This window comes from Enterobacter kobei (assembly GCF_001729765.1).
In the GTDB taxonomy this organism is placed as follows: Bacteria; Pseudomonadota; Gammaproteobacteria; order Enterobacterales; family Enterobacteriaceae; genus Enterobacter; species Enterobacter kobei.
The window spans coordinates 3642168-3667570 of record NZ_CP017181.1 but is presented as its reverse complement, the minus strand read 5'-3'; the positions used below and the strand labels follow the sequence as shown (position 1 = coordinate 3667570).

Annotated in this window: 24 protein-coding genes and 2 pseudogenes; 11 read left to right on the top strand and 15 right to left on the bottom strand. The window is 57.1% G+C overall.

Annotation, left to right across the window (positions count from 1 at the left end; genetic code table 11):
- Positions 1–93 precede the first annotated feature (93 nt).
- From BFV64_RS17675 to BFV64_RS17665, 3 genes and pseudogenes are all read right to left on the bottom strand, one after another.
- Entirely contained in the window at positions 94–1098 is a 1005-nt protein-coding gene (locus BFV64_RS17675; protein ID WP_022542389.1) for an IS110-like element IS4321 family transposase, read from the bottom strand.
- Positions 1099–1176: 78 nt separating this feature from the next.
- Positions 1177–3711, bottom strand: a pseudogene (locus BFV64_RS17670) (Tn3-like element ISPa38 family transposase); the annotation flags it as partial.
- Positions 3712–3967: 256 nt separating this feature from the next.
- Positions 3968–4501, bottom strand: coding sequence for a carboxymuconolactone decarboxylase family protein (locus BFV64_RS17665; protein WP_039265220.1), 534 nt, complete (start codon positions 4499–4501; stop codon positions 3968–3970).
- A 121-nt stretch (positions 4502–4622) separates the two neighbouring features.
- Between BFV64_RS17665 and BFV64_RS17660 the strand changes: the two genes are divergently transcribed.
- Complete coding sequence (locus BFV64_RS17660; RefSeq protein WP_231591592.1) at positions 4623–5600, top strand: AraC family transcriptional regulator; 978 nt, start codon at positions 4623–4625, stop codon at positions 5598–5600.
- 404 nt (positions 5601–6004) lie between these two features.
- Here the strand turns inward: BFV64_RS17660 and BFV64_RS17650 are convergent, their stop codons facing one another.
- The 5 genes from BFV64_RS17650 to BFV64_RS17630 form a co-directional block, all read right to left on the bottom strand.
- Entirely contained in the window at positions 6005–6940 is a 936-nt protein-coding gene (locus tag BFV64_RS17650; protein ID WP_039265221.1) for a GlxA family transcriptional regulator, read from the bottom strand.
- Between the two features lie 10 nt (positions 6941–6950).
- Positions 6951–8150: an MFS transporter gene (locus BFV64_RS17645; RefSeq protein WP_039265222.1), complete on the bottom strand. Its 1200-nt coding sequence runs from the start codon at positions 8148–8150 to the stop codon at positions 6951–6953.
- A 42-nt stretch (positions 8151–8192) separates the two neighbouring features.
- Positions 8193–8954 (bottom strand): SDR family oxidoreductase, encoded by a 762-nt coding sequence (locus BFV64_RS17640; protein ID WP_039265223.1) that lies wholly within the window; start codon positions 8952–8954, stop codon positions 8193–8195.
- Positions 8955–8982: 28 nt separating this feature from the next.
- Positions 8983–9798, bottom strand: a complete 816-nt coding sequence (locus tag BFV64_RS17635) for an SDR family NAD(P)-dependent oxidoreductase (RefSeq protein ID WP_039265224.1) — start codon at positions 9796–9798, stop codon at positions 8983–8985.
- A 304-nt stretch (positions 9799–10102) separates the two neighbouring features.
- Entirely contained in the window at positions 10103–10744 is a 642-nt protein-coding gene (locus BFV64_RS17630; RefSeq protein ID WP_039265225.1) for a recombinase family protein, read from the bottom strand.
- 167 nt (positions 10745–10911) lie between these two features.
- Here BFV64_RS17630 and BFV64_RS17625 point away from each other — a divergent pair, with 167 nt between their 5' ends.
- Positions 10912–13899 (top strand): Tn3 family transposase, encoded by a 2988-nt coding sequence (locus tag BFV64_RS17625; RefSeq protein WP_069602320.1) that lies wholly within the window; start codon positions 10912–10914, stop codon positions 13897–13899.
- A gap of 23 nt (positions 13900–13922) precedes the next feature.
- Here BFV64_RS17625 and BFV64_RS24525 read toward each other — a convergent pair.
- A pseudogene (locus BFV64_RS24525) lies at positions 13923–14360 on the bottom strand (DUF4158 domain-containing protein); the annotation flags it as partial.
- Between the two features lie 307 nt (positions 14361–14667).
- Here BFV64_RS24525 and BFV64_RS17615 point away from each other — a divergent pair.
- From BFV64_RS17615 to BFV64_RS17605, 3 genes are all read left to right on the top strand, one after another.
- Positions 14668–15024 carry a cupin domain-containing protein gene (locus tag BFV64_RS17615; RefSeq protein WP_003465043.1) on the top strand — a complete coding sequence of 119 codons (357 nt, stop codon included), beginning with the start codon at positions 14668–14670 and terminating at the stop codon, positions 15022–15024.
- A gap of 254 nt (positions 15025–15278) precedes the next feature.
- Positions 15279–15605 (top strand): hypothetical protein, encoded by a 327-nt coding sequence (locus tag BFV64_RS17610; RefSeq protein WP_003100858.1) that lies wholly within the window; start codon positions 15279–15281, stop codon positions 15603–15605.
- On the top strand, positions 15602–15817 hold the full coding sequence (locus BFV64_RS17605; RefSeq protein ID WP_013087246.1) for an integrase: 216 nt from the start codon (positions 15602–15604) through the stop codon (positions 15815–15817). Before BFV64_RS17610 ends, BFV64_RS17605 begins: the two co-directional genes overlap by 4 nt.
- 181 nt (positions 15818–15998) lie before the next feature.
- Here the strand turns inward: BFV64_RS17605 and BFV64_RS17595 are convergent, their stop codons facing one another.
- Together BFV64_RS17595 and merR are read right to left on the bottom strand one after the other, a co-directional pair.
- The gene (locus BFV64_RS17595) at positions 15999–17003 is read right to left on the bottom strand and encodes an IS110-like element IS4321 family transposase (protein WP_000427623.1); all 1005 of its coding nucleotides are present in this window, start codon (positions 17001–17003) and stop codon (positions 15999–16001) included.
- 99 nt (positions 17004–17102) lie between these two features.
- The gene (gene merR / locus BFV64_RS17590; RefSeq protein ID WP_000429838.1) at positions 17103–17537 is read right to left on the bottom strand and encodes a mercury resistance transcriptional regulator MerR; all 435 of its coding nucleotides are present in this window, start codon (positions 17535–17537) and stop codon (positions 17103–17105) included.
- Between the two features lie 71 nt (positions 17538–17608).
- On the opposite strand from merR, the gene merT reads away from it, so the two are divergent.
- The 6 genes from merT to merE are packed head-to-tail and all read left to right on the top strand — an operon-like array spanning position 17609 to position 20756.
- Positions 17609–17959: a mercuric ion transporter MerT gene (gene merT / locus BFV64_RS17585; RefSeq protein WP_001294667.1), complete on the top strand. Its 351-nt coding sequence runs from the start codon at positions 17609–17611 to the stop codon at positions 17957–17959.
- 15 nt (positions 17960–17974) lie between these two features.
- Positions 17975–18250: a mercury resistance system periplasmic binding protein MerP gene (merP, locus tag BFV64_RS17580; protein ID WP_000735441.1), complete on the top strand. Its 276-nt coding sequence runs from the start codon at positions 17975–17977 to the stop codon at positions 18248–18250.
- Between the two features lie 2 nt (positions 18251–18252).
- Positions 18253–18498, top strand: coding sequence for a mercury resistance system transport protein MerF (merF, locus tag BFV64_RS17575; protein ID WP_000654684.1), 246 nt, complete (start codon positions 18253–18255; stop codon positions 18496–18498).
- Positions 18495–20141 (top strand): mercury(II) reductase, encoded by a 1647-nt coding sequence (gene merA, locus BFV64_RS17570; RefSeq protein WP_000136268.1) that lies wholly within the window; start codon positions 18495–18497, stop codon positions 20139–20141. Before merF ends, merA begins: the two co-directional genes overlap by 4 nt.
- A 16-nt stretch (positions 20142–20157) precedes the next feature.
- The gene (gene merD, locus BFV64_RS17565) at positions 20158–20523 is read left to right on the top strand and encodes a mercury resistance co-regulator MerD (RefSeq protein ID WP_003465059.1); all 366 of its coding nucleotides are present in this window, start codon (positions 20158–20160) and stop codon (positions 20521–20523) included.
- A complete protein-coding gene (gene merE, locus BFV64_RS17560) occupies positions 20520–20756 on the top strand; it encodes a broad-spectrum mercury transporter MerE (protein WP_001087809.1) in 237 nt (78 codons plus the stop codon). Before merD ends, merE begins: the two co-directional genes overlap by 4 nt.
- A gap of 52 nt (positions 20757–20808) precedes the next feature.
- On the opposite strand, the gene BFV64_RS17555 is transcribed toward merE, so the two are convergent.
- The 4 genes from BFV64_RS17555 to BFV64_RS17540 are packed head-to-tail and all read right to left on the bottom strand — an operon-like array spanning position 20809 to position 25291.
- On the bottom strand, positions 20809–21423 hold the full coding sequence (locus BFV64_RS17555) for a recombinase family protein (protein ID WP_000904941.1): 615 nt from the start codon (positions 21421–21423) through the stop codon (positions 20809–20811).
- Positions 21424–21483: 60 nt separating this feature from the next.
- Entirely contained in the window at positions 21484–22701 is a 1218-nt protein-coding gene (locus BFV64_RS17550) for a TniQ family protein (RefSeq protein ID WP_069602319.1), read from the bottom strand.
- Positions 22698–23606 (bottom strand): TniB family NTP-binding protein, encoded by a 909-nt coding sequence (locus BFV64_RS17545; RefSeq protein ID WP_028604704.1) that lies wholly within the window; start codon positions 23604–23606, stop codon positions 22698–22700. Before BFV64_RS17545 ends, BFV64_RS17550 begins: the two co-directional genes overlap by 4 nt.
- Before the next feature lie 2 nt (positions 23607–23608).
- On the bottom strand, positions 23609–25291 hold the full coding sequence (locus BFV64_RS17540; RefSeq protein WP_028604703.1) for a TnsB C-terminal domain-containing protein: 1683 nt from the start codon (positions 25289–25291) through the stop codon (positions 23609–23611).
- Positions 25292–25403 lie beyond the last annotated feature (112 nt).

Below are 25403 nucleotides of genomic sequence, written 5' to 3'. Positions count from 1 at the left end.
GGTTCCTCAACAGGCCGGTGGGCCGTTAGTATCATCAATATCAGTATTCGCAAAACCAGATCAGTAATTCTTTAAACCGGTGTATTTCTGCCGTTATGCTACATAAGTTTGCTGTCGTGCCGTTAGGGCCCAGGCTATTCTGGCCAGCTTGTTTGCCAGAGCACAAGTGACGACAAAGTTGCTTTTCCGGCACAGTAAATCCCTGACCCAATCGGCCAATTTGCCAGACTGGTGTTCCAGTTTTTGTATGAATACCCTGGCACATTGAACCAACAAAGTTCGGATCTTTTTATTACCTCGCTTACTAATTCCCAGCAATGTCGTCCTACCTCCCGTGCTGTACTGCCGAGGTACAAGCCCTGTTGCCGCCGCAAAGTCACGGCTGCTGGCGTACTGCTTCCCGTCGCCAATCTCAGTTGAAATAGTACTCGCTGTCAGTGTTCCGACGCAGGGAATGCTCAGCAAGCGCTGTCCAACCTCATCTTCGTCCAACTTTCGTTTCAACTGGGATTCCAGATCTTTAATCTGCTCAACAAGATAGTGATAATGCTGTTGTAATTTCAGCAATAACTGGCTGAGGTAAAGAGGCAAACTATTGTCCTCAAGAAGGGTACTCAGTCGGCTAATAACGGCAGCTCCTCGGGGAACGCTAATGCCAAATTCCAGCAGAAAAGCATGCATTTGATTGGTTGTTTTTACCTTATCCTGAACCAGGGATTCACGGACACGATGCAGAGCCCGCATTGCCTGCTGAGATTCCGTTCTGGGCTGCACAAAACGCATAGACGGACGCGATGCAGCTTCACAAATAGCTTCGGCGTCGACAAAGTCGTTTTTATTGCTTTTAACGAACGGGCGGACAAATTGTGGTGATATCAGCTTTGGGGAATGCCCCAACTCTTCCAACTTGCGTGCCATAAAGTGAGAACCGCCACAGGCTTCCATTGCGATGGTTGTAGCGGGGCATGTCGCCAAAAATTCGATCAACTTTGGCCGGGTAAATTTTTTACGGTAAACAGCCTTCCCGCGACGATCCTGGCAATGAATATGGAAAGAGTTTTTACCCAGATCGATACCAATGAGCGCAATGTTTTCCATGATAGTTCTCCGAATGAAAGCCTGTCCTCAGCATAATACCGGGAAGGAGGGAGTGACCATCTCATTAAATAAAGCACGCTAAGCCGGTTGCAGCGGCCGTAGCGGCCTGAACTTGCCCGCGCCGATCTTGGCGCTGCTGCGCCAGAGGTAATCGCCGGTCAGGTTGATGTGCTCCCAGCCGAGCGGCGACAGGTACTGCAACAGGCCGTCATCGACGGCTTGACCGTGGCCACGCAAGGCGTTCGCGGCCCGCTCCAGATAGACCGTGTTCCATAGCACGATGGCCGCCGTCACCAGGTTGAGGCCGCTGGCCCGGTAGCGCTGCTGCTCGAAGCTGCGGTCGCGGATTTCCCCCAGGCGGTTGAAGAACACGGCGCGGGCCAGCGCGTTGCGCGCCTCGCCTTTGTTCAGCCCGGCATGCACGCGGCGGCGCAGCTCGACGCTTTGCAGCCAGTCCAGGATGAACAGTGTGCGCTCGATGCGTCCCAGCTCACGCAGGGCGACGGCCAGGCCGTTCTGGCGCGGGTAGCTGCCAAGCTTCCTGAGCATCAGCGAGGCCGTCGCCGTGCCCTGCTTGATCGAGGTGGCCATCCGCAGGATTTCATCCCAATGGGCGCGGACGTGCTTGATGTTGAGCGTGCCGCCGATCATCGGTTTCAACGCCTCGTAGGTGGCATCGCCCTTCGGGATGTAGAGCTTGGTGTCGCCCAGGTCACGAATGCGCGGGGCGAAGCGGAAGCCCAGCAGGTGCATCAACGCGAAGACGTGGTCCGTGAACCCTGCCGTGTCGGTGTAGTGCTCCTCGATCCGCAGGTCGGATTCGTGATACAGCAGGCCGTCGAGCACGTAGGTCGAGTCGCGCACGCCGACGTTCACGACCTTGGTGTGGAACGGCGCGTACTGGTCGGAGATATGGGTGTAGAACGTCCGCCCTGGGCTGCTGCCGTATTTCGGATTGATGTGGCCGGTGCTCTCGGCCTTGCTGCCGGTGCGGAAGTTCTGGCCGTCCGACGATGACGTGGTGCCGTCGCCCCAATGCCCGGCGAAGGGATGTCGGAACTGCGCGTTGACCAGCTCGGCCAGTGCCGCCCCGTAGGTTTCGTCGCGGATGTGCCAGGCTTGCAGCCAGGCCAGCTTGGCGTAGGTCGTGCCGGGGCACGATTCCGCCATCTTGGTCAGGCCCAGGTTGATCGCGTCGGCGAGGATCGTGGTCAGCAACAGGTTTTTGTCCTTGGCCAGGTCGCCTGACTTCAGGTGGGCGAAGTGCCGGGTGAAGCCCGTCCATTCGTCTACCTCCAGCAGCAATTCGGTGATCTTGACGTGCGGTAGGATCATCGCCGTCTGGTCGATCAGGGCCTGTGCGGTATCGGGCACCGCCGCATCGAGCGGCGTGATCTTCAGGCCCGACTCCGTGATGATGGCGTCCGGCAGCTCGTTGGCCAGCGCCATGCGGTTGACGGTGGCGAGCTGCGTTTCCAGCAGCGTCAGCCGGTCATGCAGGTACTGGTCGCAATCGGTGGCCACGGCCAGCGGCAATTCGCTGGCCTGCTTGAGGCTGGCGAATTTCGCGGGCGGCACCAGGTAGTCCTCGAAGTCCTTGAACTGGCGCGAGCCTTGCACCCAGATGTCGCCGGAGCGCAGCGCGTTCTTCAGCTCCGACAGCGCGCACAGTTCGTAGTAGCGCCGGTCGATGCCGGTGTCGGTCATCACCAGCTTCTGCCAGCGCGGCTTGATGAACTCGGTCGGCGCGTCGGTGGGCACCTTGCGGGCGTTGTCGCTGTTCATGCTGCGCAGCACCTCGATGGCGTCGAGTACGTCCTTGGCGGCGGGCGCGGCCCGCAACTTGAGCACGTCGAGAAATTCCGGCGCGTAGCGGCGCAGCGTGGCGTAGCTCTCGCCGATGCGGTGCAGGAAATCGAAGTCCTCGGGTTGCGCGAGCCGCTGCGCTTCGGTGACGCTCTCGGCGAAAGCATCCCAGGACATGACGGCCTCGATGGCGGCGAACGGATCGCGGCCCGCTTGCTTGGCCTCGATCAGCGCCTGGCCGATGCGCCCGAACAGCCGCACCTTGGCATTGATCGCCTTGCCGGATGCCTGGAACTGCTGCTGATGCTTGTTCTTGGCGGCATTGAACAGCTTGCCCAGGATGCGGTCATGCAGGTCGATGATTTCGTCGGTGACGGTGGCCATGCCCTCGATGGCGAGCGCCACCAGGGTCGCGTAACGCCGCTGCGGCTCGAACTTCGCCAGGTCGGCGGGCGTCATCTGGCCGCCCTCGCGGGCGATCTTGAGCAGCCGGTTCTGGTGAACCAGCCGCTCGATGCCGGAGGGCAGGTCGAGCGCCTGCCACGCCTTGAGGCGTTCGATGTGTTCCAGCATGTGCCGCGAGTTCGGTTTGACCGGGGATTGCCGCAGCCAGGCCAGCCACGTCGTCTTGCCGTTGTCGCGGCGCTTGAGCAGATCGTCGAGGCGACGGCGATGCACGTCCGTCAGCGGCTCAGCCAAGGCGTCGTAGAGACGCCGGTTGGCGCGGGTAATCGCTTCGGCGCTCGCCCGCTCGACGGCGTTGAGGGCGGGCACAATGACCGACTGCCGCCGCAGGTGCTCGATCAAGGGGTCAGTTTGGATATCGAAAATTATTGTACGTTAAGGTGATTTTTTATACCCCTGGTCTGCGATAAGGGAGCTTGACCACGTTGACAGGCAGCTATGAGCGAGGAGCGGACCTTGATAGATCACCATAACTGTTGTCGGTTCACGAGATAATTTATCGTTACTCAAATTCAATTCTCGCTGACGACTGAGGCTAAATGGTCCATTTAGCATAATTGTTGTGGCAGAAAGAGATGCCTTTCTGCCACATGTGGGGTTAGTTTACTTTTGGAAAGTCCACCAGGGTGTCATTCACACGGTTGATCATATTCGTAAACAGAATCGCACTGACTGCACTGATGACTTCCACCACCTGCCGATCGCTAAAGCCTGCTGCCAGAAAACGACTGACGGATTCTTCTGGTAAGGTGTTGCGGGTCGTCACCAGCGTTTTTACAAATTTGACCAGTGCATCAATGTGCGGATCTTCCGGGAACTCTCCCCGGCGTAATGCCTGAATTTGCTCAACGCTGTAACCTGCCATTTTTCCGGTCAACGTATGCGCCGCCAGACAGTAATCACACCCTGAGACTTCACTGACCACAAGGTTAACGGCTTCAATTTCCTGTTTGCTCAACTGACTTTTAGCCAGCGTGGCGTTGTGTTGCAATGCATGACCTAGAATGTCGGGGGCGATGCCAATGGTCTGGTAGGCATTCGGGACTTTACCCATCGCCCGTTTAATGGCGCTGAAGAGTTCTGCTGTCGTGCCAGTGGCATTTTCAGGTTGTACGGAAGTTAAACGGCTCATCATTTTTTCCTTTCAGTTTAAGGGTTTCGCCGTATCGGCGATGAGCACATAATAGAGCGCAGCCGGCGGGCATGCAGGCCGTATCGTCTCGATTATTTGTCTTATCGTCTCAGGAGTCAGAGTGGACAATCTCAGCCGCTTGCTTTCCTTACTGGCACCAACATGTAGCGTCAATCTTCACTGTCGTTTTACCGGGCGCTGGGATGCCGACCATCCGCAACAAGCCGCCGGTATTGTGCCTTGGCACGTCATTCTTCGTGGCGAAACCCGGCTGATTGTTGGGGGGAAGACGTTCGACGTGCGTGCGGGTGATATCATTCTTTTCCCGCACGGATCGCCACATTTACTGCAAAGTCTGGTGGACTGGGGGCAGGTCGTACCTGCTCAGGTCAACAATAATGGCATCGTCACTGAAGTGTGGACGGAAGGACTGGGGCCTGCGGTCGAGGTATTGTGTGGCGAGTTTCATTTCGGGCCGGGTTATCGCTGGATGTTCGCCGATGAAACAACGCTGATCCATCTCCATGCCGATGAGCAACACGATGTCCCTGAACTGGAAACACTGCTGGGTATGCTGGTACGCGAAAGTCTTGGCGGTTTGCCGGGCAGTACGAGTATCGTGAAGGGGCTGGCAGATACGTTGCTCGCGCTAATCCTGCGTATTTTGCTGTCGTTGCACGAGCCTCCCGCGGGTGTGTTACGGCTGCTGAGCGACACACGTCTTGCTCCCGCCATACTGGCCGTCATCGCCGATCCTGCGTCGCCATGGACGATGGAATCGATGGCGAAACGCTGTTTTCTGTCCCGTGCCACTTTCGCCCGCCACTTTTCATACAGCTATCATCAGACGCCCCAGGTCTGGCTCAACCAGTTACGTATGGTGCTGGCGGCAAGACTGCTTTCAGAAGAGAAAAACCTGACAACGGAGAGAGTAGCCGAACAGTGTGGTTTTTTGTCGCTGTCGTCTTTTTCTAAAGCGTTCAAAAAAACCTGGGGCATAACGCCTGCTCTGCACCGTAAACGTGGGTACAGCACAACGATCACTGGCAACGAGCCCACCGAGGTGGATAAGATTAACGGTCAACAGGCTGAGAATTAGACTGCAGAGATTAGCGAAGTAACCTGCAGCTCGGCCATACCGTCAATTGCGTGGACCAGTGTGTTGAACGGTGCTGCCTGGGTATGCTTTTCCAGCATCAGGGCTGACTGTCAGCGTTCAATCATCATAAACTGGTGATCATTTTCACGGTTCATGTACAACTGATACTGTAAACACCCGGGTTTCCCCCTGCACATCGTGTTCGACAGTTTTAAGTGCCAGAAGTACCTTTTCGCGTGCGCCCTGCCGGGCGGTAATAGTGGCAACAAGTGTAATATTATCGTGCATATTCGAACGTCCTTTCAGTGATAAACCAGGCGGCTAGCCTACGCTCATGGGAAAGAAAAATAACCCCATGAACCTGGTTAACACCTTCACTGGATGAGTGAAAACAGCCGTACGGCTTAACGCCCTGCGCGAAGCGACTGAGGTGGAATGCCATACCCGCGAATAAACACCTCCCGCATATGCCGTCTGTCGCGAAAACCGGACTCGCGGGCAATGGCATCCAGTGACAGGCGGCTTTGCTCAATCATCAAGCGCGCGGCCTCAAGCCGCAGCCCTTCAATTGCTTTCGCCGGAGATTTGCCTGTCTCCTGACGAAACAGGCGGCTGAGCTGGCGAGCACTGACATGCACCGCATCGGCAAGCATTTCCACCGTCAGCGTTTTGCGCAGATTGTGGCGGGCATATTCCAGCGCCGTTTGCAGGCGATCTGAGCGCGGTGCCAGAGCAAGCATTTCCGAATGCTGTTTCTGACCGCCGGAGCGACGCTGATTCATCACCAGGCGATGCGCGACCGTACGGGCAATATCTGCACCGAGATCTTTCTCCACCATACCAAGCGCCATATCCAGCCCCGCGGTCATGCCTGCAGACGTCCAGATAGTGTCATCAATAATAAAAATACGATCATCTTCAAGCTGAATCGTGGGATGCCGCGATGCCAGGCTCTGTGAGTGTGCCCAGTGCGTGGTGGCACGTTTTTGCTCCAGCAGGCCAGCCTGTGCCAGCACAAATGCACCGGTACAGACTCCGGCAATCCTGCGTGCCTGACGGGCGGTGGTTTGCAGAAAATGAATCACGCCGGGGCTGGCGGGATCCTCAACAGGTGAAAGCACGCCTGCTACCAGCCAGGTATCTACCAGAGTTTCCTCAGTCAACTTCGTCGAATCCACGCCGATACCCGAAGAAGAACGTACGGTTCCTCCGTGTTCGGAGTAGACCACCGGCTGGTAAAACGGATGTTCAGCCACCAGATTGGCAAACTCAAATACCGTCAGCGTAGACAGCGCCAGCATCTGAAAATGATCGGCAATGATTAATCCTATACGGTGCATTGGAACTCCTTTATGACAGGCGGACTGATTGATATTCCGCGGAGCGGGCCCGTAACCGCTCAGAGGTCCACAGGCTGGCCAGTGCCAGCAGCAGGAACATTACTGAGCTTATCATTACACCGTAAAAACCCGACAGGGGATAAAGCCATGATGCTACCGCCGATCCAAACCCAATGCCGCAGAACATAAAGGCGCTGGTTAATGCCAGCGAAATTCCACGCGTTTCTGCGGTCGAGATCTCCACAATACGCCGCTGTTGAGTGGGCCATAACAGGTCAGTGGAAAAGGCCCAGACGACCAGCAGGAGATACAGCAATGACAGCTGAGCTGGCAGTAGCATGACGAGCAGCATATCCGTCACCAGTAACATCAGACCGGTAACCAGTAAGTGTTCCGCGCTGAAGTGGCGTGCTGCACGGGCAACAAAAAGATTCCCCACAATACCCGCCGCACCGATAACAGCCAGAGCGATAGAGATAGCTGATGCATCACCTTGCCAGCGATCGCGGATCATCGGTGAGATAAAGGCGTACATATCGTACACACCAGAGGTGATAAAAAAGACGACCAGAAAAGCGGCCAGTGATTTGCCCTCTTTTAGCACCACACCGACCTGGCGTAAGCGGATATCAACACCTTTGACGACGTCCGGTACCAGCAAAAAAACGGCACCTGCAGTGAGAACACTCACCAGCGCGATAAGCGTGAATAGCATACGCGCACCCCAGACAGTGGCCAGCCATGCCGCCAGCGGAATACCGACCATACTGGCCATAGATACACCCAGCAGGATCATGGCAATAGCACTGCCACGCTCCTCAGGGGCGACTAACTCTGCACCGAGCGCAATCAGTACCGGCCCGATCAGGGAGGCACCCAGACCCATTACAATCCGCGAAGCCACCAGTACTTTGTAGTCCGGCGCGATGGCAAAAATCAGGGCTCCCAGCCCAAATACCAGCATGCCTGCCAGCACCTGTGCTCTGCGCATGAACTTGCCGAACATAACCTGCGCCAGCGGCGCGCCCAGTGCAAACGTCAGACCGAAAATGGAGAGCAGGCGGGCACTTTGAGCGTCGCTGATGCCCCATTCCTGGGAAATGGGGACCAGACTACCCGCCACGGAAAGCGAACCAGTCGCCTGAATAAAATAGGCCAGGCTAAGCGCCCATAATGCACGCTTTTGAAATGCTGACAGGTGATTTTGCATCATAAACTCCAGAGAAGGGGCAGTTGCCTGCCCCAGAGCAGGTCAGGCAACCGGTATTGGGTTATCTACCATTGACTGATTAAACGCGTTCACCATCTCGTGTTCATTAGCACCCTGATTCGCACGGGCTGGCAGCACACTGTCGACAATCGCTTCAATGGAATCTGTCGCCAGTTTTTCAAAGGTCTGCTGGATAAAATCGGCTAATGGCATCGCACGTGAATCACCGCTTTTGTAGATCAAATCGGTATCGACCCAGGGGGGTGAAATTTCAATGACCTTCACGCCGGCATCGCGCAGTAGAAAACGCTGCGACAGGGTGTAAGAATGAATCGCGGCTTTAGTGGCTGAGTAGAGTGCATTCGTCACCAGGGGTAAAAAAGCCAGAATCGAACTGTTGTTGATCAATACTGCATCCGGTTGTTGTTTCAATTGCTCAACAAAAGCTGAACTGACCCGAACAGTTCCCAACAGGTTGGTATTCAGTAAGGTGGTGGCCATATCGTCATCCAGTTCGGCAGCAGCGTTATCGAAGGGCATAATGCCAGCGTTATTGATTACCACATTCAGTGCCGGATAGCGGGAGAGCACCTCTTTCGCCGCCGATTTAATGCTGGACGCATCGGTGACATCCAGTACCACGGAATCCATCCCCGGGTTGGCCGCCGTGACCGTGTCCAGAAGAGCCTTACGACGGCCTGAAATGATCACCTGATTACCCAGTTGATGAAATTTTTCTGCCATTGCGCGGCCAATACCTGACGTGCCGCCAGTGATAAAAATCGTGTTTCCTGTCAGTTTCATAGGGTTATTCCTGTTGGCAAATACAATGTTAGTGAGTCAGTCCGGTGCGATAACGGCTGGCGGGTACATTACTTGAGAGGTGCGGGATCATGGCCTGCCGATTCCGCTCCATGGCTTGCCAGTAAGCGTCGTTATGCAGTGAGGGGATGGTGACAAGTTCCCCGCTAAGAAAACCCGCCAGCGCCGCATCCACCAGGTCGTAAGCACTCATGACTATTGACTTATCGAGTTGTTCAAGGGGTAAACCGCCGTTGTCCCAGAACGGTGTTGCTGTCGCTCCCGGCAGCACGGCCTGAATGTGAATGCCCTTTTCAGAGAGTTCATGATGGAGTGACTGACTGAAGGCCAGAACAAAGGCCTTTGTGCCGCCGTACACGCCGTTAAGCAGTTCCGGCGCAAGGCTGACAATCGATGAAATATTGGTGATGGCACCCACACCTCGCGCGACAAAACCAGGAACCACGCTGTAAGTCAGACGGGTCAGGGCGACGACATTAAGATTAATCATCGCCTGCATTTGATCGACGTCGCTAGACAACAAAGGCGTATGTGTACCGACTCCGGCATTGTTCACCAACAGGGTAATGCTGGCATCGGAGCGCAGTTTCTTCTCCACTGCTGCCAGCTGTTGGGCATCACCCAGATCGGCTGCCAGCACTTCCACACTGCGGGCGGTGTCCGCAGTAATGTGGCTGGCCATCTGATTCAGGCGGTTATGATTACGGGCGATAATGATCAGGTCGTATCCCATGCGCGCCAGTCGACTGGCGTAAACAGCACCGATGCCGGTGGATGCACCAGTGATGACGGCAGTGCCTTTACCTGTTTGTGTTGCGAGACTCATTGCAGACTCCTTTCGATCACCATTGATTCGATGAGAGAATCATAAGTGAGAAAGGGATGTCGTAAATGACGAATATGGTAGTTATTTAGGTCATTTCGTATTTCGGTTCGGGTAGTGGGAAGGAGAGAAAATGACTATCGGGCTGCGGGTTCATTTCAGACACATAAGCCTGCTTACTGTGTACAGTAATGTCCGCACCTGGCACACAGTGGACTTTACTTACATAGATGATGCGTCAGGCTGCTAGTCACAGAGCGCTAACTATTACGCCATGACTGCAAATCAACACTGTTATTTCAGCTTTTCAGGAAGATGTATTATTTTTATGAAGCGCTTGTATCCGGCAAACCTGTGACGCACTGTAGCCCGTAGCATCAGCCGTTTCCTGGATACTCAGTTTCTTTACCTGCCGGTAGTACAGGACTTTCTGATGTCGCTCCTGATCGGCCTGTTTACCCCGGTATTTCCCCAGTGTATGTGCCCGTTCAATTCCCTGCTTCTGGCGCTGGCGGCGGCTCAGCCAGTCCTTATGCGACATCGCGGCCATCAGGTCGATGAGCATATTATTGATGGCGGTTATCACGGCGCGGGTGATTGGGTCAGCCTGCGAGGGGTCTTTATCTGACAGCGCCTGCCATGAGGTGGGCACATCCAGGCTGACAATCCGCAGCTCGTGTTGTTCTATCTGCTTTTTCAGCGTCATCCAGTCACTGTTGCTCAGACGGGTCAGGCGGTCTATCTGCTCGACCAGTAAAATATCATTGCGATGGCTGTCCATCAGTAAGCGTCCCAGCTCAGGGCGGTCAAGTTTTGTACCGCTGATGTTTTCCCGGTAGTAACTGGCTATTTTATGTCCCCGTTCCTGAACAAACTGCTCCAGCATCTCTTTTGCCCGATCGGCGAACTGATCTTCCGTCGATGCCCTTAAATAAGCTCTGATGAACATTTTTTCACCGTGTTATCGCATTTAGGTTATTGCATTTATTCTATCGCATATAGGTTATGTCATTTATCGTGTGCCGTCACGTTTTGGTTATGGCGTCAGGGTGTACCCTTATGCGATAACCATTTTTGTTAAAAATACCGCATCAAATAATTTACGAGGGAAACTATATGGCAAGGAGGCAGATTCTTTCTCTGTCGGAAAGAGAATCATTACTGGCATTACCGGAAGATGAGTTAACGCTGACCCGGATGGCGTATTTCAGTGAACATGATCTTGCACTTATCAGTGCCCACCGTAAACCTGCCAGCCGTTTTGGTTTTGCCGTCCTTCTTTGCTATCTGAAAAATGTCGGCTTTGCCCCGGATAAAAAAATCCCACCCTCTGATGCGCTGCTGAAGCATATCGCCGGCAGGCTAAAACTTACCGGGGATCTCTGGCCTGCTTACCTTTCCGGCAGGGAAACCACGCGACGCGAACATTTAACTGAACTGTACCGCTATCTTGGCGTAAAAGCGTTTACCGGCAAAATACAGCAGGACTGTATTACACACCTGCTGCCGATGGCGACGCGCACCGATAAAGGTATTCTTCTGGCCGAAGAGCTGCTGGTCTGGCTCCGGAAGAACAACGTGATAATCCCCGCGATTGATGTCGTGGAGCGTACCTGTGCGGAGGCCATGGCAGGCGGCGATAAAATCGTATTTCAGACCCTGAATGCCCCGTTAACTCAGGCTCACAGGGATGCGCTGGATCGTTTACTTGAGTCATCGGATAATCAGTCTTCCAGGCTGACATGGCTTCTGCAACCGCCGGGTAAAATCAATGGTAAGAACGTGCTGCAACATCTTGATCGGCTCAGCAGCATTGAATCGCTGGCATTACCGGAAGGCATAGAACGTACCATTCACCAGAACCGGTTGCTGAAACTGGCGCGTGAAGGCCGAAAGATGAGCAGCCGGGATTTGACCCGATTTTCAGCAGCCCGGCGTCATGCGATCCTGGTGTGTGTGCTGGAAGAAGCCAGAGCCATACTGACAGACGAAGTGATTGAGTTGCATGAACGAATGCTGAGCAGCCTTTTCAGCAAAGCCAAAAGAACACAGGCTGAGCGCCTTCAGCAGACAGGAAAGCTGATCCAGTCAAAACTGAGGCAGTACATCGATGTCGGCCAGGCGCTGTCTGATGCCCGCGATTCCGGTGGCGATCCATGGCTCGCAATAGAAAACATACTCCCGTGGCCTGAATTTGTCGCCAGTCTGGAGGAAACACGTCATCTCGCCAGAAAAAATAATTTTGACCCACTGCATATTATTACTGAGAAATACAGCACATTACGGAAATATGCCCCGCGCATGTTGTCCGCTTTACAGTTAGTCGCAACCCCGGCAGCGCAACCTCTGGCTAATGCGCTGGTTGTGATCAAGGATATGTACCGGAAACAGTCACGTAAAGTTCCGGCGACAGCGCCGCTGGAGTTTGTCCCCGAAAGCTGGCGCAAGGTGGTAATTACACCCGCAGGTATTGACCGGCAGTACTATGAATTTTGTGCTCTCAGCGAGCTTAAGGGGGCGTTGCGCTCCGGGGACATCTGGGTTAAAGGTTCACGCCGCTACAAAAATTTTGATGATTACCTCATTCCCGAAAAGGACTTTGACAAACTCACACCGGCGCTGCCATTGCCCGTATCTGCTGATTTTCATGAGTACATTACCAACCGCATGACCCTGCTTCAGTCCAGACTTGAAGAGGTCAATGCCATGGCTGCCCTTGGTGAACTGCCCGATGTGGAGATTTCCGACAGGGGCGTAAAAGTCTCTCCGCTGGACAACAGCGTTCCGGCGCAGGTTTCACCGCTGGCAGAACTGGTTTACAGCATGCTACCGCGCCCTAAAATCACGGAAATTCTCGACGAGGTAAACAGCTGGACGACGTTTACCCGTCATTTTTCGCATATAAAAAATGACATTACCCGTCCCGATACCCGCCTGCTCCTCACCACCATCCTTGCGGATGGTATCAACCTTGGCCTGACCAAAATGGCAGAAGCCTGCCCCGGTAGCACCAAATCATCACTCGAAGATATTCAGGCATGGTACATCCGCAATGAAACCTATTCAGCCGCTCTTGCAGAACTGGTAAATGCGCAGGGAAAAAGACCACTGGCAGCATTCTGGGGCGACGGGACAACGTCATCATCAGATGGACAGAATTTCAGAACAGGCAGCTCAGGCCGCTACGCAGGGCAGGTTAACCCGAAATACGGGCAGGAGCCCGGACGTCAGTTTTATACCCATATTTCGGATCAATACAGCCCGTTTTACACCTGCATAATCAGTCGGGTCAGGGATTCAACCCATGTTCTCGATGGTCTGCTGTACCACGAAAGCGACCTGGAAATCAGGGAGCATTACACCGATACAGCTGGTTTCACCGATCATGTCTTTGCCCTGATGCATCTGCTGGGATTTGCGTTCTGTCCGCGAATCAGGGATCTCCACGACAAGAAGCTGTTTATCAAAGGGAAAGCGGACCAGTACCCGGCGCTTCAGTCACTGATATCAATTACCAGCCTGAATCTGAAAGAGATCGAAATTCACTGGCGTGAAGTGCTGCGTCTGGCGACCTCGATAAAGCAGGGAACCGTGACAGCATCCCTGATGCTGAAAAAGCTAGCCAGCTACCCCAAGCAAAACGGACTTGCCAAAGCACTGAGAGAAATTGGCCGCATTGAGCGAACGCTGTTTATGCTCGACTGGTTCCGCGATCCTGCACTGCGTCGGCGGGTACAGGCGGGGCTGAATAAGGGTGAGGCACGTAACGCACTGGCGCGGGCGGTATTTATGCACCGGCTGGGAGAAATCAGGGACAGGAAGCCGGAAAATCAGAGCTATCGCGCCAGTGGACTGACGCTGCTGACGGCTGCGATCTCGCTGTGGAATACTATGTATATGGAAAGGGCGATCGATGCCCTGAAGCGTAAGGGACTAAAGATCAACGAACAACTGCTGTCGCATTTGTCTCCACTAGGCTGGGAGCATATCAATCTGACAGGCGATTACATCTGGAAAAGCAACCGGATACCGGCTTCCGGTAGGTTTCGTCGGCTGAGGCCCGCTAAAGTAGAAAGGTCAAAAAACAACCTTAACGTACAATAATTTTCTATATCCAAACTGACCCCGATCAAGGCTCTGGCCAGCACGATGCCCTTGTCGGTTTGCATGGCCAGCTCGGTCAGCAACTGGACAGCCTGCCGGTAGTGGCCAATCGTGAACGGCTGGAAGCCGAACACCGTTTGCAGCTCGACCAGGTGCTCGCGTCGGGTCTGCTCACGCTGCCCGTACTCGTCCCAGCTTTCGATGCCGACCTTGAGCTGGTTGGCGACCAGTCTCAGCAATGGCGGGAACGGTGGCTCATCAGCGCCAAGGATGACGCCGGGAAAGCGCAGGTAGCAGAGCTGCACCGCGAAGCCCAGCCGATTGGCCGGGCCGCGCCGCTGCCGGATGATGGAGAGGTCGCTTTCGCTGAACGTGTAGTGACGGATCAACTCATCCTTGGTGTCCGGCAACGCCAGCAGGCTTTCGCGCTCGGCGGCGGAGAGGATCGAACGGCGGGGCATGCGGTTTCCTTCTTCTTGAAAACGTAGGTTTGTGACAAGCCCGCCAAGGCAACCGGCGCGGCACGGGAATCAAGGCATTGCGATTCTCGAAAATAGTTCTTGAAATTCTATTCTTGATTGCATATCATCTCAACGAGTTTCGATAAGAAAGGATGCGCATGCGACCGTCTGGTTCGCTGGTGGGCAAGGAGGCAGCAGCCGACACGCTCATCGGCAACTGCACGACCGCACGACCAGCCTCCCGTTCAAATTCGAGTTAGAACTCATATCCAGCCTGTCTGGGGGCACTGTGAAAGAGGAATCTCCGATGACTGTTGAATCGAGAATATTTTCTGTAGCCGAGTATGTTCAGCCGTCCGAAGGCGAGCCTATTCGTTCCGTTGTGCTTGAAACCCGAGACTCAATTATCGTGGTTTGGCATGTCCATCCCGGGCAGGAAATTGCGGCTCACATTCATCCTCACGGCCAAGACACGTGGACTGTTTTGTCGGGAATGGCTGATTACTTTCAGGGCAATGGGATTGTTCGTGCCCTCAGGGAAGGTGAGATAGCCGTGGCAAGACCGGGCCAAGTGCACGGGGCGCGAAATACAGGTACCGAGCCATTTGTGTTCGTCTCGGTTGTGGCATCAGCCAATGCCGGTTTCGTATTGGCTGAGCGATAGAGCCCAATCTCTGGAGTTGGTCCAATGAGCGGTCGGGGAGATAGGTAACAGACATGCAGCGGACACGGCTGCTAAACCAGGTCGCAAACCTCCTTGCGTCGCAGCGTGCCGCAAGCGACGCGATCAATCGAATGGGGTCGGCATGAGACTGAACACCATCCAGTTCCCGACCGCGTAGCCGCCTGTCCTGCCGATCAGGTCTTGACCATCGACGCCTGGGATCAGTCCTGAATGTTCTTGGAGACCACTACGTTATGAGCCGCAGCCGCCGCAAAACACCCATCGTCGGGCACACGACCTGCGGCAGCGAGCGCGAGGACAAGAAGCTCTGGCATCAGCGCTGGCGCACCCGTGAGCGCACGGCGCTGACCAGCGCGTCGCCCGAAGCCCTGAGCGCCCATCTGCCCCTGCTGGAAAACCAGGCCAGCAGCGTCTGGTCGATGGGCAAGGATGGCCGCTCCTACTGGCCCGTCAAGCGCCAGGCCGCCACGGCGGATCGCATCGCCAATCACAAGGGACGCAACCCGCAAGAACGCGCCTCCCTGAAAAAGCGCCTGCTGCGCAAGTGGATGAGCAAATGAAGCTCTCCTTCCATCAGCACATTGCGCTGTTCTGGATGATCGGTGCTCCGGGTGTCACTTTCAGAAGGCGACAGCACGAAATATCAAAAGTCGACCGCACGGTCTTTTCTGACGTTGGAGTCGCCTCAGAAAACGGAATCTATGGTCACTCCCGTTTTTGCAACACCGATTTTGACGACAAGTTGGCTTGCTTGAATCTATCCGGCGTCTGAATGGGATTTTATTCCCGCGCCTTGATGAGTTCCGCGCCTGATGAACCTCCAGAAAATATACGGCTTCAATGAGCCTTTCCGTTTTACAGGTTCCTCAACAGGCCGGTGGGCCGTTAGTATCATCAATATCAGTATTCGCAAAACCAGATCAGTAATTCTTTAAACCGGTGTATTTCTGCCGTTATGCTACATAAGTTTGCTGTCGTGCCGTTAGGGCCCAGGCTATTCTGGCCAGCTTGTTTGCCAGAGCACAAGTGACGACAAAGTTGCTTTTCCGGCACAGTAAATCCCTGACCCAATCGGCCAATTTTCCAGACTGGTGTTCCAGTTTTTGTATGAATACCCTGGCACATTGAACCAACAAAGTTCGGATCTTTTTATTACCTCGCTTACTAATTCCCAGCAATGTCGTCCTACCTCCCGTGCTGTACTGCCGAGGTACAAGCCCTGTTGCCGCCGCAAAGTCACGGCTGCTGGCGTACTGCTTCCCGTCGCCAATCTCAGTTGAAATAGTACTCGCTGTCAGTGTTCCGACGCAGGGAATGCTCAGCAAGCGCTGTCCAACCTCATCTTCGTCCAACTTTCGTTTCAACTGGGATTCCAAATCTTTAATCTGCTCAACAAGATAGTGATAATGCTGTTGTAATTTCAGCAATAACTGGCTGAGGTAAAGAGGCAAACTATTGTCCTCAAGAATGGTACTCAGTCGGCTAATAACGGCAGCTCCTCGGGGAACGCTAATGCCAAATTCCAGCAGAAAAGCATGCATTTGATTGGTTGTTTTTACCTTATCCTGAACCAGGGATTCACGGACACGATGCAGAGCCCGCATTGCCTGCTGAGATTCCGTTCTGGGCTGCACAAAACGCATAGACGGACGCGATGCAGCTTCACAAATAGCTTCGGCGTCGACAAAGTCGTTTTTATTGCTTTTAACGAACGGGCGGACAAATTGTGGTGATATCAGCTTTGGGGAATGCCCCAACTCTTCCAACTTGCGTGCCATAAAGTGAGAACCGCCACAGGCTTCCATTGCGATGGTTGTAGCGGGGCATGTCGCCAAAAATTCGATCAACTTTGGCCGGGTAAATTTTTTACGGTAAACAGCCTTCCCGCGACGATCCTGGCAATGAATATGGAAAGAGTTTTTACCCAGATCGATACCAATGAGCGCAATGTTTTCCATGATAGTTCTCCGAATGAAAGCCTGTCCTCAGCATAGTACCGGGAAGGAGGGAGTGACCATCTCATTAAATAAAGCACGCTAAGGCGTAGTTCCCTCGGGCTACACCGCGTCCGCACTGCGCGGTTCTTTCTTCCCTTGCAGTGACGCAATCAGCGGGCAGGAAACGTTCCCCTTCCGCGCATGGCAGGCGCACACCAAATCAGACAGCACGGCCTCCATGCGCGCCAGGTCAGCCATCCTCTCGCGCACGTCCTTGAGCTTGTGCTCGGCCAGGCTGCTGGCTTCCTCGCAATGGGTGCCATCCTCCAGCCGCAGCAGCTCGGCGATCTCATCCAGGCTGAAACCCAACCGCTGGGCTGATTTCACGAAGCGCACCCGCGTTACATCCGTCTCGCCATAGCGGCGAATGCTGCCGTAAGGCTTGTCCGGTTCCGGGAGCAAGCCCTTGCGCTGATAGAACCGGATGGTCTCCACATTGACCCCGGCCGTCCTGGCGAAAACGCCAATGGTCAGGTTCTCCAAATTGTTTTCCATATCGCTTGACTCCGTACATAACTACGGAAGTAAGCTTAAGCTATCCAATTCAGATTCGAAAGGACAAACGTATGTCTGAACCTCAAAACGGGCGCGGCGCGCTCTTCACTGGCGGGCTGGCCGCCATCCTCGCCTCGGCTTGCTGCCTCGGGCCGCTGGTTCTGATCGCCTTGGGGTTCAGCGGCGCTTGGATCGGCAACTTGACGGTGTTGGAACCCTATCGCCCCATCTTTATCGGCGTGGCGCTGGTGGCGTTGTTCTTCGCCTGGCGGCGCATCTACCGGCCGTCAGCCGCCTGCAAACCGGGTGAGGTTTGCGCGATTCCCCAAGTGCGAGCTACTTACAAGCTCATTTTCTGGGGCGTGGCCGTGCTGGTTTTGGTCGCGCTCGGATTTCCCTACGTCGTGCCATTTTTCTATTGATCACAGGAGTTCACCATGAAAAAGCTGCTTTCCGCCCTTGCCCTCGCTGCCGTTGTTGCCCCCGTGTGGGCCGCCACCCAGACCGTTACGCTGTCCGTACCGGGCATGACCTGCTCGGCCTGTCCGATCACTGTCAAGAAGGCGATTTCCAAGGTCGATGGCGTCAGTAAAGTTGACGTGACCTTCGAGACGCGCGAAGCGGTGGTCACCTTCGATGATGCCAAGACCAGCGTGCAGAAACTGACCAAGGCTACCGAGGATGCGGGCTACCCATCATCAGTCAAGAACTGATCATGAAAGACCCGAAGACACTGCTGCGGGTCAGCATCATTGGCACAACCCTCGTGGCGCTGTGTTGCTTCACCCCTGTTCTGGTCATTTTGCTCGGTGTGGTCGGCTTGTCCGCGCTGACCGGCTATCTGGACTATGTGCTGCTGCCTGCGCTGGCGATTTTCATCGGCTTGACCATCTACGCCATCCAACGAAAACGCCAAGCCGATGCCTGCTGCACCCCGAAATTCAATGGAGTAAAAAAATGACCGAAATCACCGTGAATGGCATGACCTGCACATCCTGCGCCACCCATGTCAAAGATGCTTTGGAAAAGATTCCCGGCGTGAATGCCGCTGTGGTGTCCTATCCAGAAAGCCGCGCGCAAGTCATGGCAGACACCGCCGTGAGCCACAACCAACTGCTGGCCGCCATCGCCGCATTGGGTTATCAAGGCTCGATCCGGGTTGGTGATTTCAAAGATGAACCAAAAATCCGTGATGCACTTGAGGGCGCCGGTTTGCATATCGCCATCATTGGCAGCGGCGGGGCCGCGATGGCGGCGGCGCTGAAGGCCGTCGAGCAAGGCGCGACGGTCACGCTGATCGAACGCGGCACCATCGGCGGCACCTGCGTCAATATCGGCTGTGTGCCGTCCAAGATCATGATCCGCGCTGCCCATATTGCCCATCTGCGCCGGGAAAGTCCGTTCGACGGCGGTATTGCGGCAACTGTGCCTGCGATTGACCGCAGCAAACTGCTGGCCCAGCAGCAGGCCCGTGTCGATGAACTGCGGCACGCCAAATACGAAGGCATCCTGGACGGCAATCCAGCCATCACCGTTTTGCACGGTGAAGCGCGTTTCAAGGACGACCAGAGCCTGGTCGTCCGTTTGAACGAGGGTGGCGAGCGCGAGGTAACGTTCGACCGCTGCCTGGTCGCCACCGGTGCCAGTCCGGCCGTGCCGCCGATTCCGGGCCTGAAAGAGTCACCCTACTGGACTTCCACCGAAGCGCTTGTCAGCGACACCATTCCCGCACGCCTGGCCGTGATCGGTTCGTCGGTGGTGGCGTTGGAACTGGCGCAAGCCTTTGCCCGGCTCGGCAGCCAGGTCACGATCCTGGCACGCAGCACCTTGTTCTTCCGGGAAGACCCGGCCATCGGCGAGGCCGTGACAGCCGCTTTCCGCGCCGAGGGCATCGAGGTGCTGGAGCACACGCAAGCCAGCCAGGTCGCCCATGTGAACGGCGAATTCGTGCTGACCACCGGACACGGTGAATTACGCGCTGACAAGTTGCTGGTTGCCACCGGTCGGGCACCGAATACGCGCAGCCTCGCGCTGGACGCGGCGGGGGTCACTGTCAATGCGCAAGGGGCCATCGTTATCGACCAAGGCATGCGCACGAGCAACCCGAACATCTACGCGGCCGGCGACTGCACCGACCAGCCGCAGTTCGTCTACGTGGCAGCGGCCGCCGGCACCCGTGCCGCGATCAACATGACCGGCGGCGACGCAGCCCTCAATCTGACCGCGATGCCGGCAGTGGTGTTCACCGACCCGCAAGTCGCCACCGTGGGCTACAGCGAGGCGGAAGCGCACCACGATGGCATCGAGACCGACAGTCGCACGCTGACACTCGACAACGTTCCGCGAGCGCTTGCCAACTTCGACACACGCGGCTTCATCAAGCTGGTCATCGAGGAAGGTAGCGGACGGCTCATCGGCGTGCAGGCGGTGGCCCCGGAAGCGGGCGAACTGATCCAGACGGCGGTGCTCGCCATCCGCAACCGCATGACGGTGCAGGAACTGGCCGACCAGTTGTTCCCCTACCTGACAATGGTCGAGGGGTTGAAGCTTGCGGCGCAGACCTTCAACAAGGACGTGAAGCAGCTTTCCTGCTGCGCTGGATAAAAAAAGGAGGTTTTCAATGAGCGCCTACACCGTGTCCCGGCTGGCCCTTGATGCCGGGGTGAGCGTGCATATCGTGCGCGACTACCTGCTGCGCGGATTGCTGCGTCCGGTGGCGTGCACCCCGGGCGGCTATGGCCTGTTCGATGATGCCGCCTTGCAACGGCTGTGCTTCGTGCGGGCGGCCTTCGAGGCGGGCATCGGCCTGGACGCGCTGGCGCGGCTGTGCCGGGCGCTGGATGCTGCGGACGGCGATGAAGCGGCCGCGCAGCTTGCCGTTCTGCGCCAGTTCGTCGAGCGTCGGCGCGAAGCGTTGGCCGATCTGGAGGTGCAGTTGGCCACCATGCCGACCGAGCCGGCACAGCACGCGGAGAGTCTGCCATGAACAGCCCCGAGCGCTTGCCGTCCGAGACGCACAAACCGATCACCGGCTACCTGTGGGGCGCGCTGGCCGTGCTCACCTGTCCCTGCCATTTGCCGATTCTCGCCATTGTGCTGGCCGGCACGACGGCCGGCGCGTTCATCGGAGAGTACTGGGGTATCGCAGCCCTCACGCTGACCGGTTTGTTCGTCCTGTCTGTGACACGACTGCTGCGGGCCTTCAAAGATCGATCATGAGCGCTTCCCATTGAGACAAACCACGCTGTCGCTACGTTGCCTCATGCCGGCATCAAATTCGGCTGAGTAGCTTCTCGCCATCTGGACGTAGCTCACCCTTGGGTGAAACATGCCGATACAGGGTCTGCCGCGTGACGCCAAGTTCCTGGCACAGGTCGCCGACCTTGGTCTCTGGCTGACCCATTGCCGCCATCGCCAGCCGCAGCTTGGCGGCGGTCATCTTGAACGGCCGGCCGCCTTTCCGCCCGCGCGCGCGGGCCGAGGCTAGGCCGGCAATCGTGCGCTCCGCGATCAACTCGCGCTCGAACTCGGCCAGGGCGGCGAAGATGCCAAAGACCAGCTTGCCGGCGGCGGTCGTGGTGTCGATGGCCGCGCCGTGCCCGGTTAATACCTTCAAGCCGATGCCGCGCCCAGTCAGGTCGTGCACGGTGTTGATGAGATGTCGCAGGTCGCGTCCGAGCCGATCCAGTTTCCACACGACCAGTGTGTCGCCAGTTCGCAACGCCTTCAGGCAGCTCGTCAAGCCGGGCCGATCCTCGCGCATGCCGGATGCCTGGTCCTCGTAAAGATGTACTGGATCGACCCCGGCGGCAATCAGCGCGTCGCGCTGCAAATCGGTAGCCTGGGAGCCGTCCGCCTTCGATACCCGCATGTAGCCTATCAGCATGTCGTACCTGTCACATATACGTTCGATTATGTGACAGTGTGCGCCGGAAAATTCTGGCCGTCAAAATTTGTCACTTAACCCGTCATTCTGTCTAAGACATGCAAAGGGTCCATCAGGCTCGTAATGTGACAGAAATTCCGGGGGGATGCCTTCCTTTGCAAAGGTGGCTCGCAACTGTTCCAGGGAAGCTGGGTCGCGCCGACCATAGGAAGCCAAGGCGAACAGCGAGCGCGCCGTCTCGGGGTTGTGCCGCGCTTCAATGATCGCCTCACTGATAGCTTGGACCGCCCGTTGCCAGTGATTGACGGGTTCGGGCTTCGGCGCTTTCGCCGGCAGACCACTGGTGAACCCGGTTTGGGGCTCGGACCAGAACAGCTTTGCATGCTCGCCTGGCGGGCTTATATCCCTCACCTCAATCAAGCTGATTGCCGCTGCCGCTGCCTCCAGCATCTGCAACCGTACTGCCGGGTTCAGGGTTTCATACGGTCGCCACAGACTTTGCCCAGCACGCAGCGGATGCCCGCAGCCTTGCCAGACTTGGCGGAGATACCCCGCGTAGGTTCCGCACGCCGAAAGCGGGGTGTTCAGCTCATCGAGCAGCGTGCGTAGCAGCCGAAACCACAATCCAGCGTGGATGCGTCGGCGCGGCAGCTCCACATGGCCGGTCGTCAGTGCCTGCCAGGTACGCCGGTCCATCACTGCAATCGGGTCGCTGGCGGTGCGCGGCGCAGTGTCGGCGTTCTCCCAGCCGAGAAACCGCCCAGGCACGCCCCAATAGGATTCCAGCCAGCAGCCATGCAGCGGGCAGCTCAGCATCAAGGGCAGCTTCCATGCAAGCAGTACGGCTTGGTTTGCCGGGTCGTTCAGACAGAGCGGACAGGCGCGATGTATCGGCTGGCTGGGCAGCCAGGCACGCCAGCTCGTGATGGATCGCGTCCTACGGCGGAGTTTCGGCAGCAGCACCGAGAGCTGGAACGCATAGGTTTCCAATGCATCTGGAATCTGATCATCAAGACTGTCCAGTAGCCAAGGCACCCAGCCGGCGAAACTCATGCAACGCAGCCGATCCGGCTCGATGCCGCTCCGCAGGGAGAGCATCTCCAGCAGCGCCAGTGGTGGCGCGGTGTCCAGGTCATCAACCTGACCGTGACCAAGATCGTGCTCCAGCAGCTCGGACACCTCCATGTGATAGCAAAGGGCCACGCGGTTGAGCCACGAAGACAAGGCTTCGCCTTCCCTGGGAGCCGGATGCAGTGGCCAGCGTGGCGCTGGCTTCACATCAGTTCCCGCTCGAATTGCCGCCGCCGCTCGCTGGGACCGGTGTAATCGGCCATGCTGAGCGTGCGATGGTTGATCGCTTCCTCGCAGCTCTCCACGGCGACGATGGCCGCTGCCATCAGCAAGTGCGCCAGTTCGCCTATGGTGCCCTCGCTGCGTGTGAGCAGGTAGCGGGCCATGTCCAGCGTGGCAATCGACGAGGGTCGCCGCAGAGGAAGCGAAGCGGCGAAGCTGGCCAGCAGTGAGCAGCAATCGTCGTTGGCCTCCCACAGCGGCAGCATCATCGGCTCGAAGCGGTTTTCCAACTGGTCATCCGAGCGGATGGCCAGATAGGCGTCGCGCGTGCCAACCCCGACCAGTGGGATGCGCAGTTCGTTGCCGAGGAAGCGCAGCAGATTGAGGAATTCCCGGCGGTTGACGCTGTTACCAGCCAGGACGTTGTGCAACTCGTCGATCACCAAAATGCGCACGCCGACCTTGCGCAGCAGTGCCAGCGCCAGTTGCTCCATTTCCGGCAGTCGTGGGCGCGGTCGCAATGGCGCACCCATCGCCGCGAGCAGCGCGACGTAGAAGCGGATCACAGACGGCTCGGACGGCATCTGCACGACCAGCACCGGGATGTGCTCCTGGTCGGCATCGGCGCTGGCCAGATGCGTGCGCCGGAACTTCTCGACGATCATCGACTTGCCGTTGTTGGTCGGGCCGACCAGCAGCAGGTTGGGCATGCGTTGCTTGTTTGGCCACGCATACAGGGTTTCCAGCCGGTTCAGCGCCTCGACCGCGCGGGGGTAGCCGATCCAGCGGTCGGCGCGAAGGCGTTGGATGCGCTCGTCCGCCGGCAGCCGGGCCAATCCCTGCGCCGCCGGCAGCAGGTGGGACAGCTCGATGATGGGATATTCTTCCACGGCTACCACTCCTCAATCTGGTCGAACGGTTTGGCGGGCGGCTGGTTGTCCGCCTGCTGGTCATCCATGTCAGCGTCCGGTGGTGGCGTGGCTTTGACAGGCGGTGCCGTTGCCTTGAGATGCTGGCGTCGATCTGCGTCGCGCCGCGCCTTGCGCGTGGTCTTCTGCGCGGTGGTCACGATTTTGCGCATCTGGTCGATCATGCGGAACAACGCCGACTCATCCACCTGTTCGCGCCCTTGCTGCCGCAATTTCATCAGCGCCTGCCGTTGTTCCCAGAGGGTGACAGCCGGGTGCGACAAGGTACGGTAGGGAATTTCCAGGTAGTGCTGCCCCTCTGGTTCCAGCACCCATATGCGGCTGATGTCGCGTGGGTCTCGCCGGATCAGGAACGCAGGCGAGCGGTCGCGCCGAGCTATCCACGGCTTGAGCGCATCGGCGTAGTAGTGGATGTGGTCGATGACGAAGCCGGTGCGGGTCAGCGTGCGGCGGATGATGGGCAGAAAATCGACCAGAAAAGCCGTGGCGCGAGTGATGACGGTTGGCACGCCGGTCCGCGCGATAGCTTCGGCCCAGCGCGCGGCCGGCGGTTGGAGCAGGCCGTTGTGCACAGAGCCGTGATAGGTGCCGACCGCCAAGGCGAGCCAGCGCTCCAGCTCGCGCAGTGTCAGGGTGGCCATCTTCTCGGAGGCGTATTCCCCGCGCTGGTCAGGGTTGGAGAAGGTCGTTCCCGGCAGTTCGTCGTGGATCATCTGCATCGCCGTGCCGATGATCCGTTCTACGATGCCGCCGTAGTGCGGCTGCCCGAGCGGGCGATAGTCTAGCCGGATGCCATGCTGCTCGCAGCCACGGCGTAGCGCTTCACTCTTGAACTCGGCTGCATTGTCCAGATAAAGCTGCCTGGGCTTGCCGCTCATCGGCCAGTCCATTTCCACATTCAGCCCTTCCAGCCAGGGACGCTTGTCACAGGCGACATGCGCTAGGCACAGGCCGACTGAGACGGCTGACGGGGCTTCCAGCGTGACGACCATGCCGAGCACGCAGCGGGTGAACACGTCGATGGCGATGGTCAGGTACGGGCGGCCAATCGGTTGCCGGTCGCGCTCATCAACCACGATCAGGTCTATCACCGTGTGGTCAATTTGCACCTGCTCCAGCGGTACTGTCAGGGCAGGCGGTACACCGCCGGCACCTTGCAGGTCACGGGCGGCATCTTGCCCTTCCCGGCGGCGCGTGGTTTTGAGCGGATCGAGGCCGACGATCCTCAGTGCCACGGTGTTGCGCGTCGGCACCCGCAGGTTCTGCGCCTTGCACGCCCGCGCCACCTCGCGGTGAAACGCTGCCAAGCTGCGCTTCTGCTTGGTCAGGAACCGCTTTTGCAGCAGCTCGCGGATGATGCACTCGACCGATTCCGGCAAGCGCCCCTTGCCTTTGCCGCCGCCGGAATGGCCGGGCACCAGGTCAGTCACGAGGCCGCTGCCTTGCCGGGCACGCCGGATCAGGACGTACACCTGTCGCCGAGACAAGCCCAACGCCTGAGCCGCCATATCGGCCGCTTCGTGCCCGACCGTCTCCGACTGCGCCAACGGGCCAATGATCTCCGCACGACGGCGCGCACGCTCCCATACCTCATCAGGCAGAGTGGCCACGCCTTGCTCGGGAATCCGTGGGGTGTCGGTCGCCATACTCACCTCGCTTTGGTGCACACGAGTATTGAGCATAGTCGAGACTGGTGCAGATGACTTCTGATATTGGGCTTTCAGGAGCGGGCTGCACAATAGCCGTTACGCCCAATCA

What these genes read in the sequence shown, in the direction of transcription:
- BFV64_RS17675 (WP_022542389.1), bottom strand. Translation starts at nt 1,098, where the DNA reads ATGGAAAACATTGCGCTCATTGGTATCGATCTGGGTAAAAACTCTTTC.
- BFV64_RS17665 (WP_039265220.1), bottom strand. Translation starts at nt 4,501, where the DNA reads ATGAGCCGTTTAACTTCCGTACAACCTGAAAATGCCACTGGCACGACA.
- BFV64_RS17650 (WP_039265221.1), bottom strand. Translation starts at nt 6,940, where the DNA reads ATGCACCGTATAGGATTAATCATTGCCGATCATTTTCAGATGCTGGCG.
- BFV64_RS17645 (WP_039265222.1), bottom strand. Translation starts at nt 8,150, where the DNA reads ATGCAAAATCACCTGTCAGCATTTCAAAAGCGTGCATTATGGGCGCTT.
- BFV64_RS17640 (WP_039265223.1), bottom strand. Translation starts at nt 8,954, where the DNA reads ATGAAACTGACAGGAAACACGATTTTTATCACTGGCGGCACGTCAGGT.
- BFV64_RS17635 (WP_039265224.1), bottom strand. Translation starts at nt 9,798, where the DNA reads ATGAGTCTCGCAACACAAACAGGTAAAGGCACTGCCGTCATCACTGGT.
- BFV64_RS17630 (WP_039265225.1), bottom strand. Translation starts at nt 10,744, where the DNA reads ATGTTCATCAGAGCTTATTTAAGGGCATCGACGGAAGATCAGTTCGCC.
- BFV64_RS17625 (WP_069602320.1), top strand. Translation starts at nt 10,912, where the DNA reads ATGGCAAGGAGGCAGATTCTTTCTCTGTCGGAAAGAGAATCATTACTG.
- BFV64_RS17615 (WP_003465043.1), top strand. Translation starts at nt 14,668, where the DNA reads ATGACTGTTGAATCGAGAATATTTTCTGTAGCCGAGTATGTTCAGCCG.
- BFV64_RS17610 (WP_003100858.1), top strand. Translation starts at nt 15,279, where the DNA reads ATGAGCCGCAGCCGCCGCAAAACACCCATCGTCGGGCACACGACCTGC.
- BFV64_RS17605 (WP_013087246.1), top strand. Translation starts at nt 15,602, where the DNA reads ATGAAGCTCTCCTTCCATCAGCACATTGCGCTGTTCTGGATGATCGGT.
- BFV64_RS17595 (WP_000427623.1), bottom strand. Translation starts at nt 17,003, where the DNA reads ATGGAAAACATTGCGCTCATTGGTATCGATCTGGGTAAAAACTCTTTC.
- merR (WP_000429838.1), bottom strand. Translation starts at nt 17,537, where the DNA reads ATGGAAAACAATTTGGAGAACCTGACCATTGGCGTTTTCGCCAGGACG.
- merT (WP_001294667.1), top strand. Translation starts at nt 17,609, where the DNA reads ATGTCTGAACCTCAAAACGGGCGCGGCGCGCTCTTCACTGGCGGGCTG.
- merP (WP_000735441.1), top strand. Translation starts at nt 17,975, where the DNA reads ATGAAAAAGCTGCTTTCCGCCCTTGCCCTCGCTGCCGTTGTTGCCCCC.
- merF (WP_000654684.1), top strand. Translation starts at nt 18,253, where the DNA reads ATGAAAGACCCGAAGACACTGCTGCGGGTCAGCATCATTGGCACAACC.
- merA (WP_000136268.1), top strand. Translation starts at nt 18,495, where the DNA reads ATGACCGAAATCACCGTGAATGGCATGACCTGCACATCCTGCGCCACC.
- merD (WP_003465059.1), top strand. Translation starts at nt 20,158, where the DNA reads ATGAGCGCCTACACCGTGTCCCGGCTGGCCCTTGATGCCGGGGTGAGC.
- merE (WP_001087809.1), top strand. Translation starts at nt 20,520, where the DNA reads ATGAACAGCCCCGAGCGCTTGCCGTCCGAGACGCACAAACCGATCACC.
- BFV64_RS17555 (WP_000904941.1), bottom strand. Translation starts at nt 21,423, where the DNA reads ATGCTGATAGGCTACATGCGGGTATCGAAGGCGGACGGCTCCCAGGCT.
- BFV64_RS17540 (WP_028604703.1), bottom strand. Translation starts at nt 25,291, where the DNA reads ATGGCGACCGACACCCCACGGATTCCCGAGCAAGGCGTGGCCACTCTG.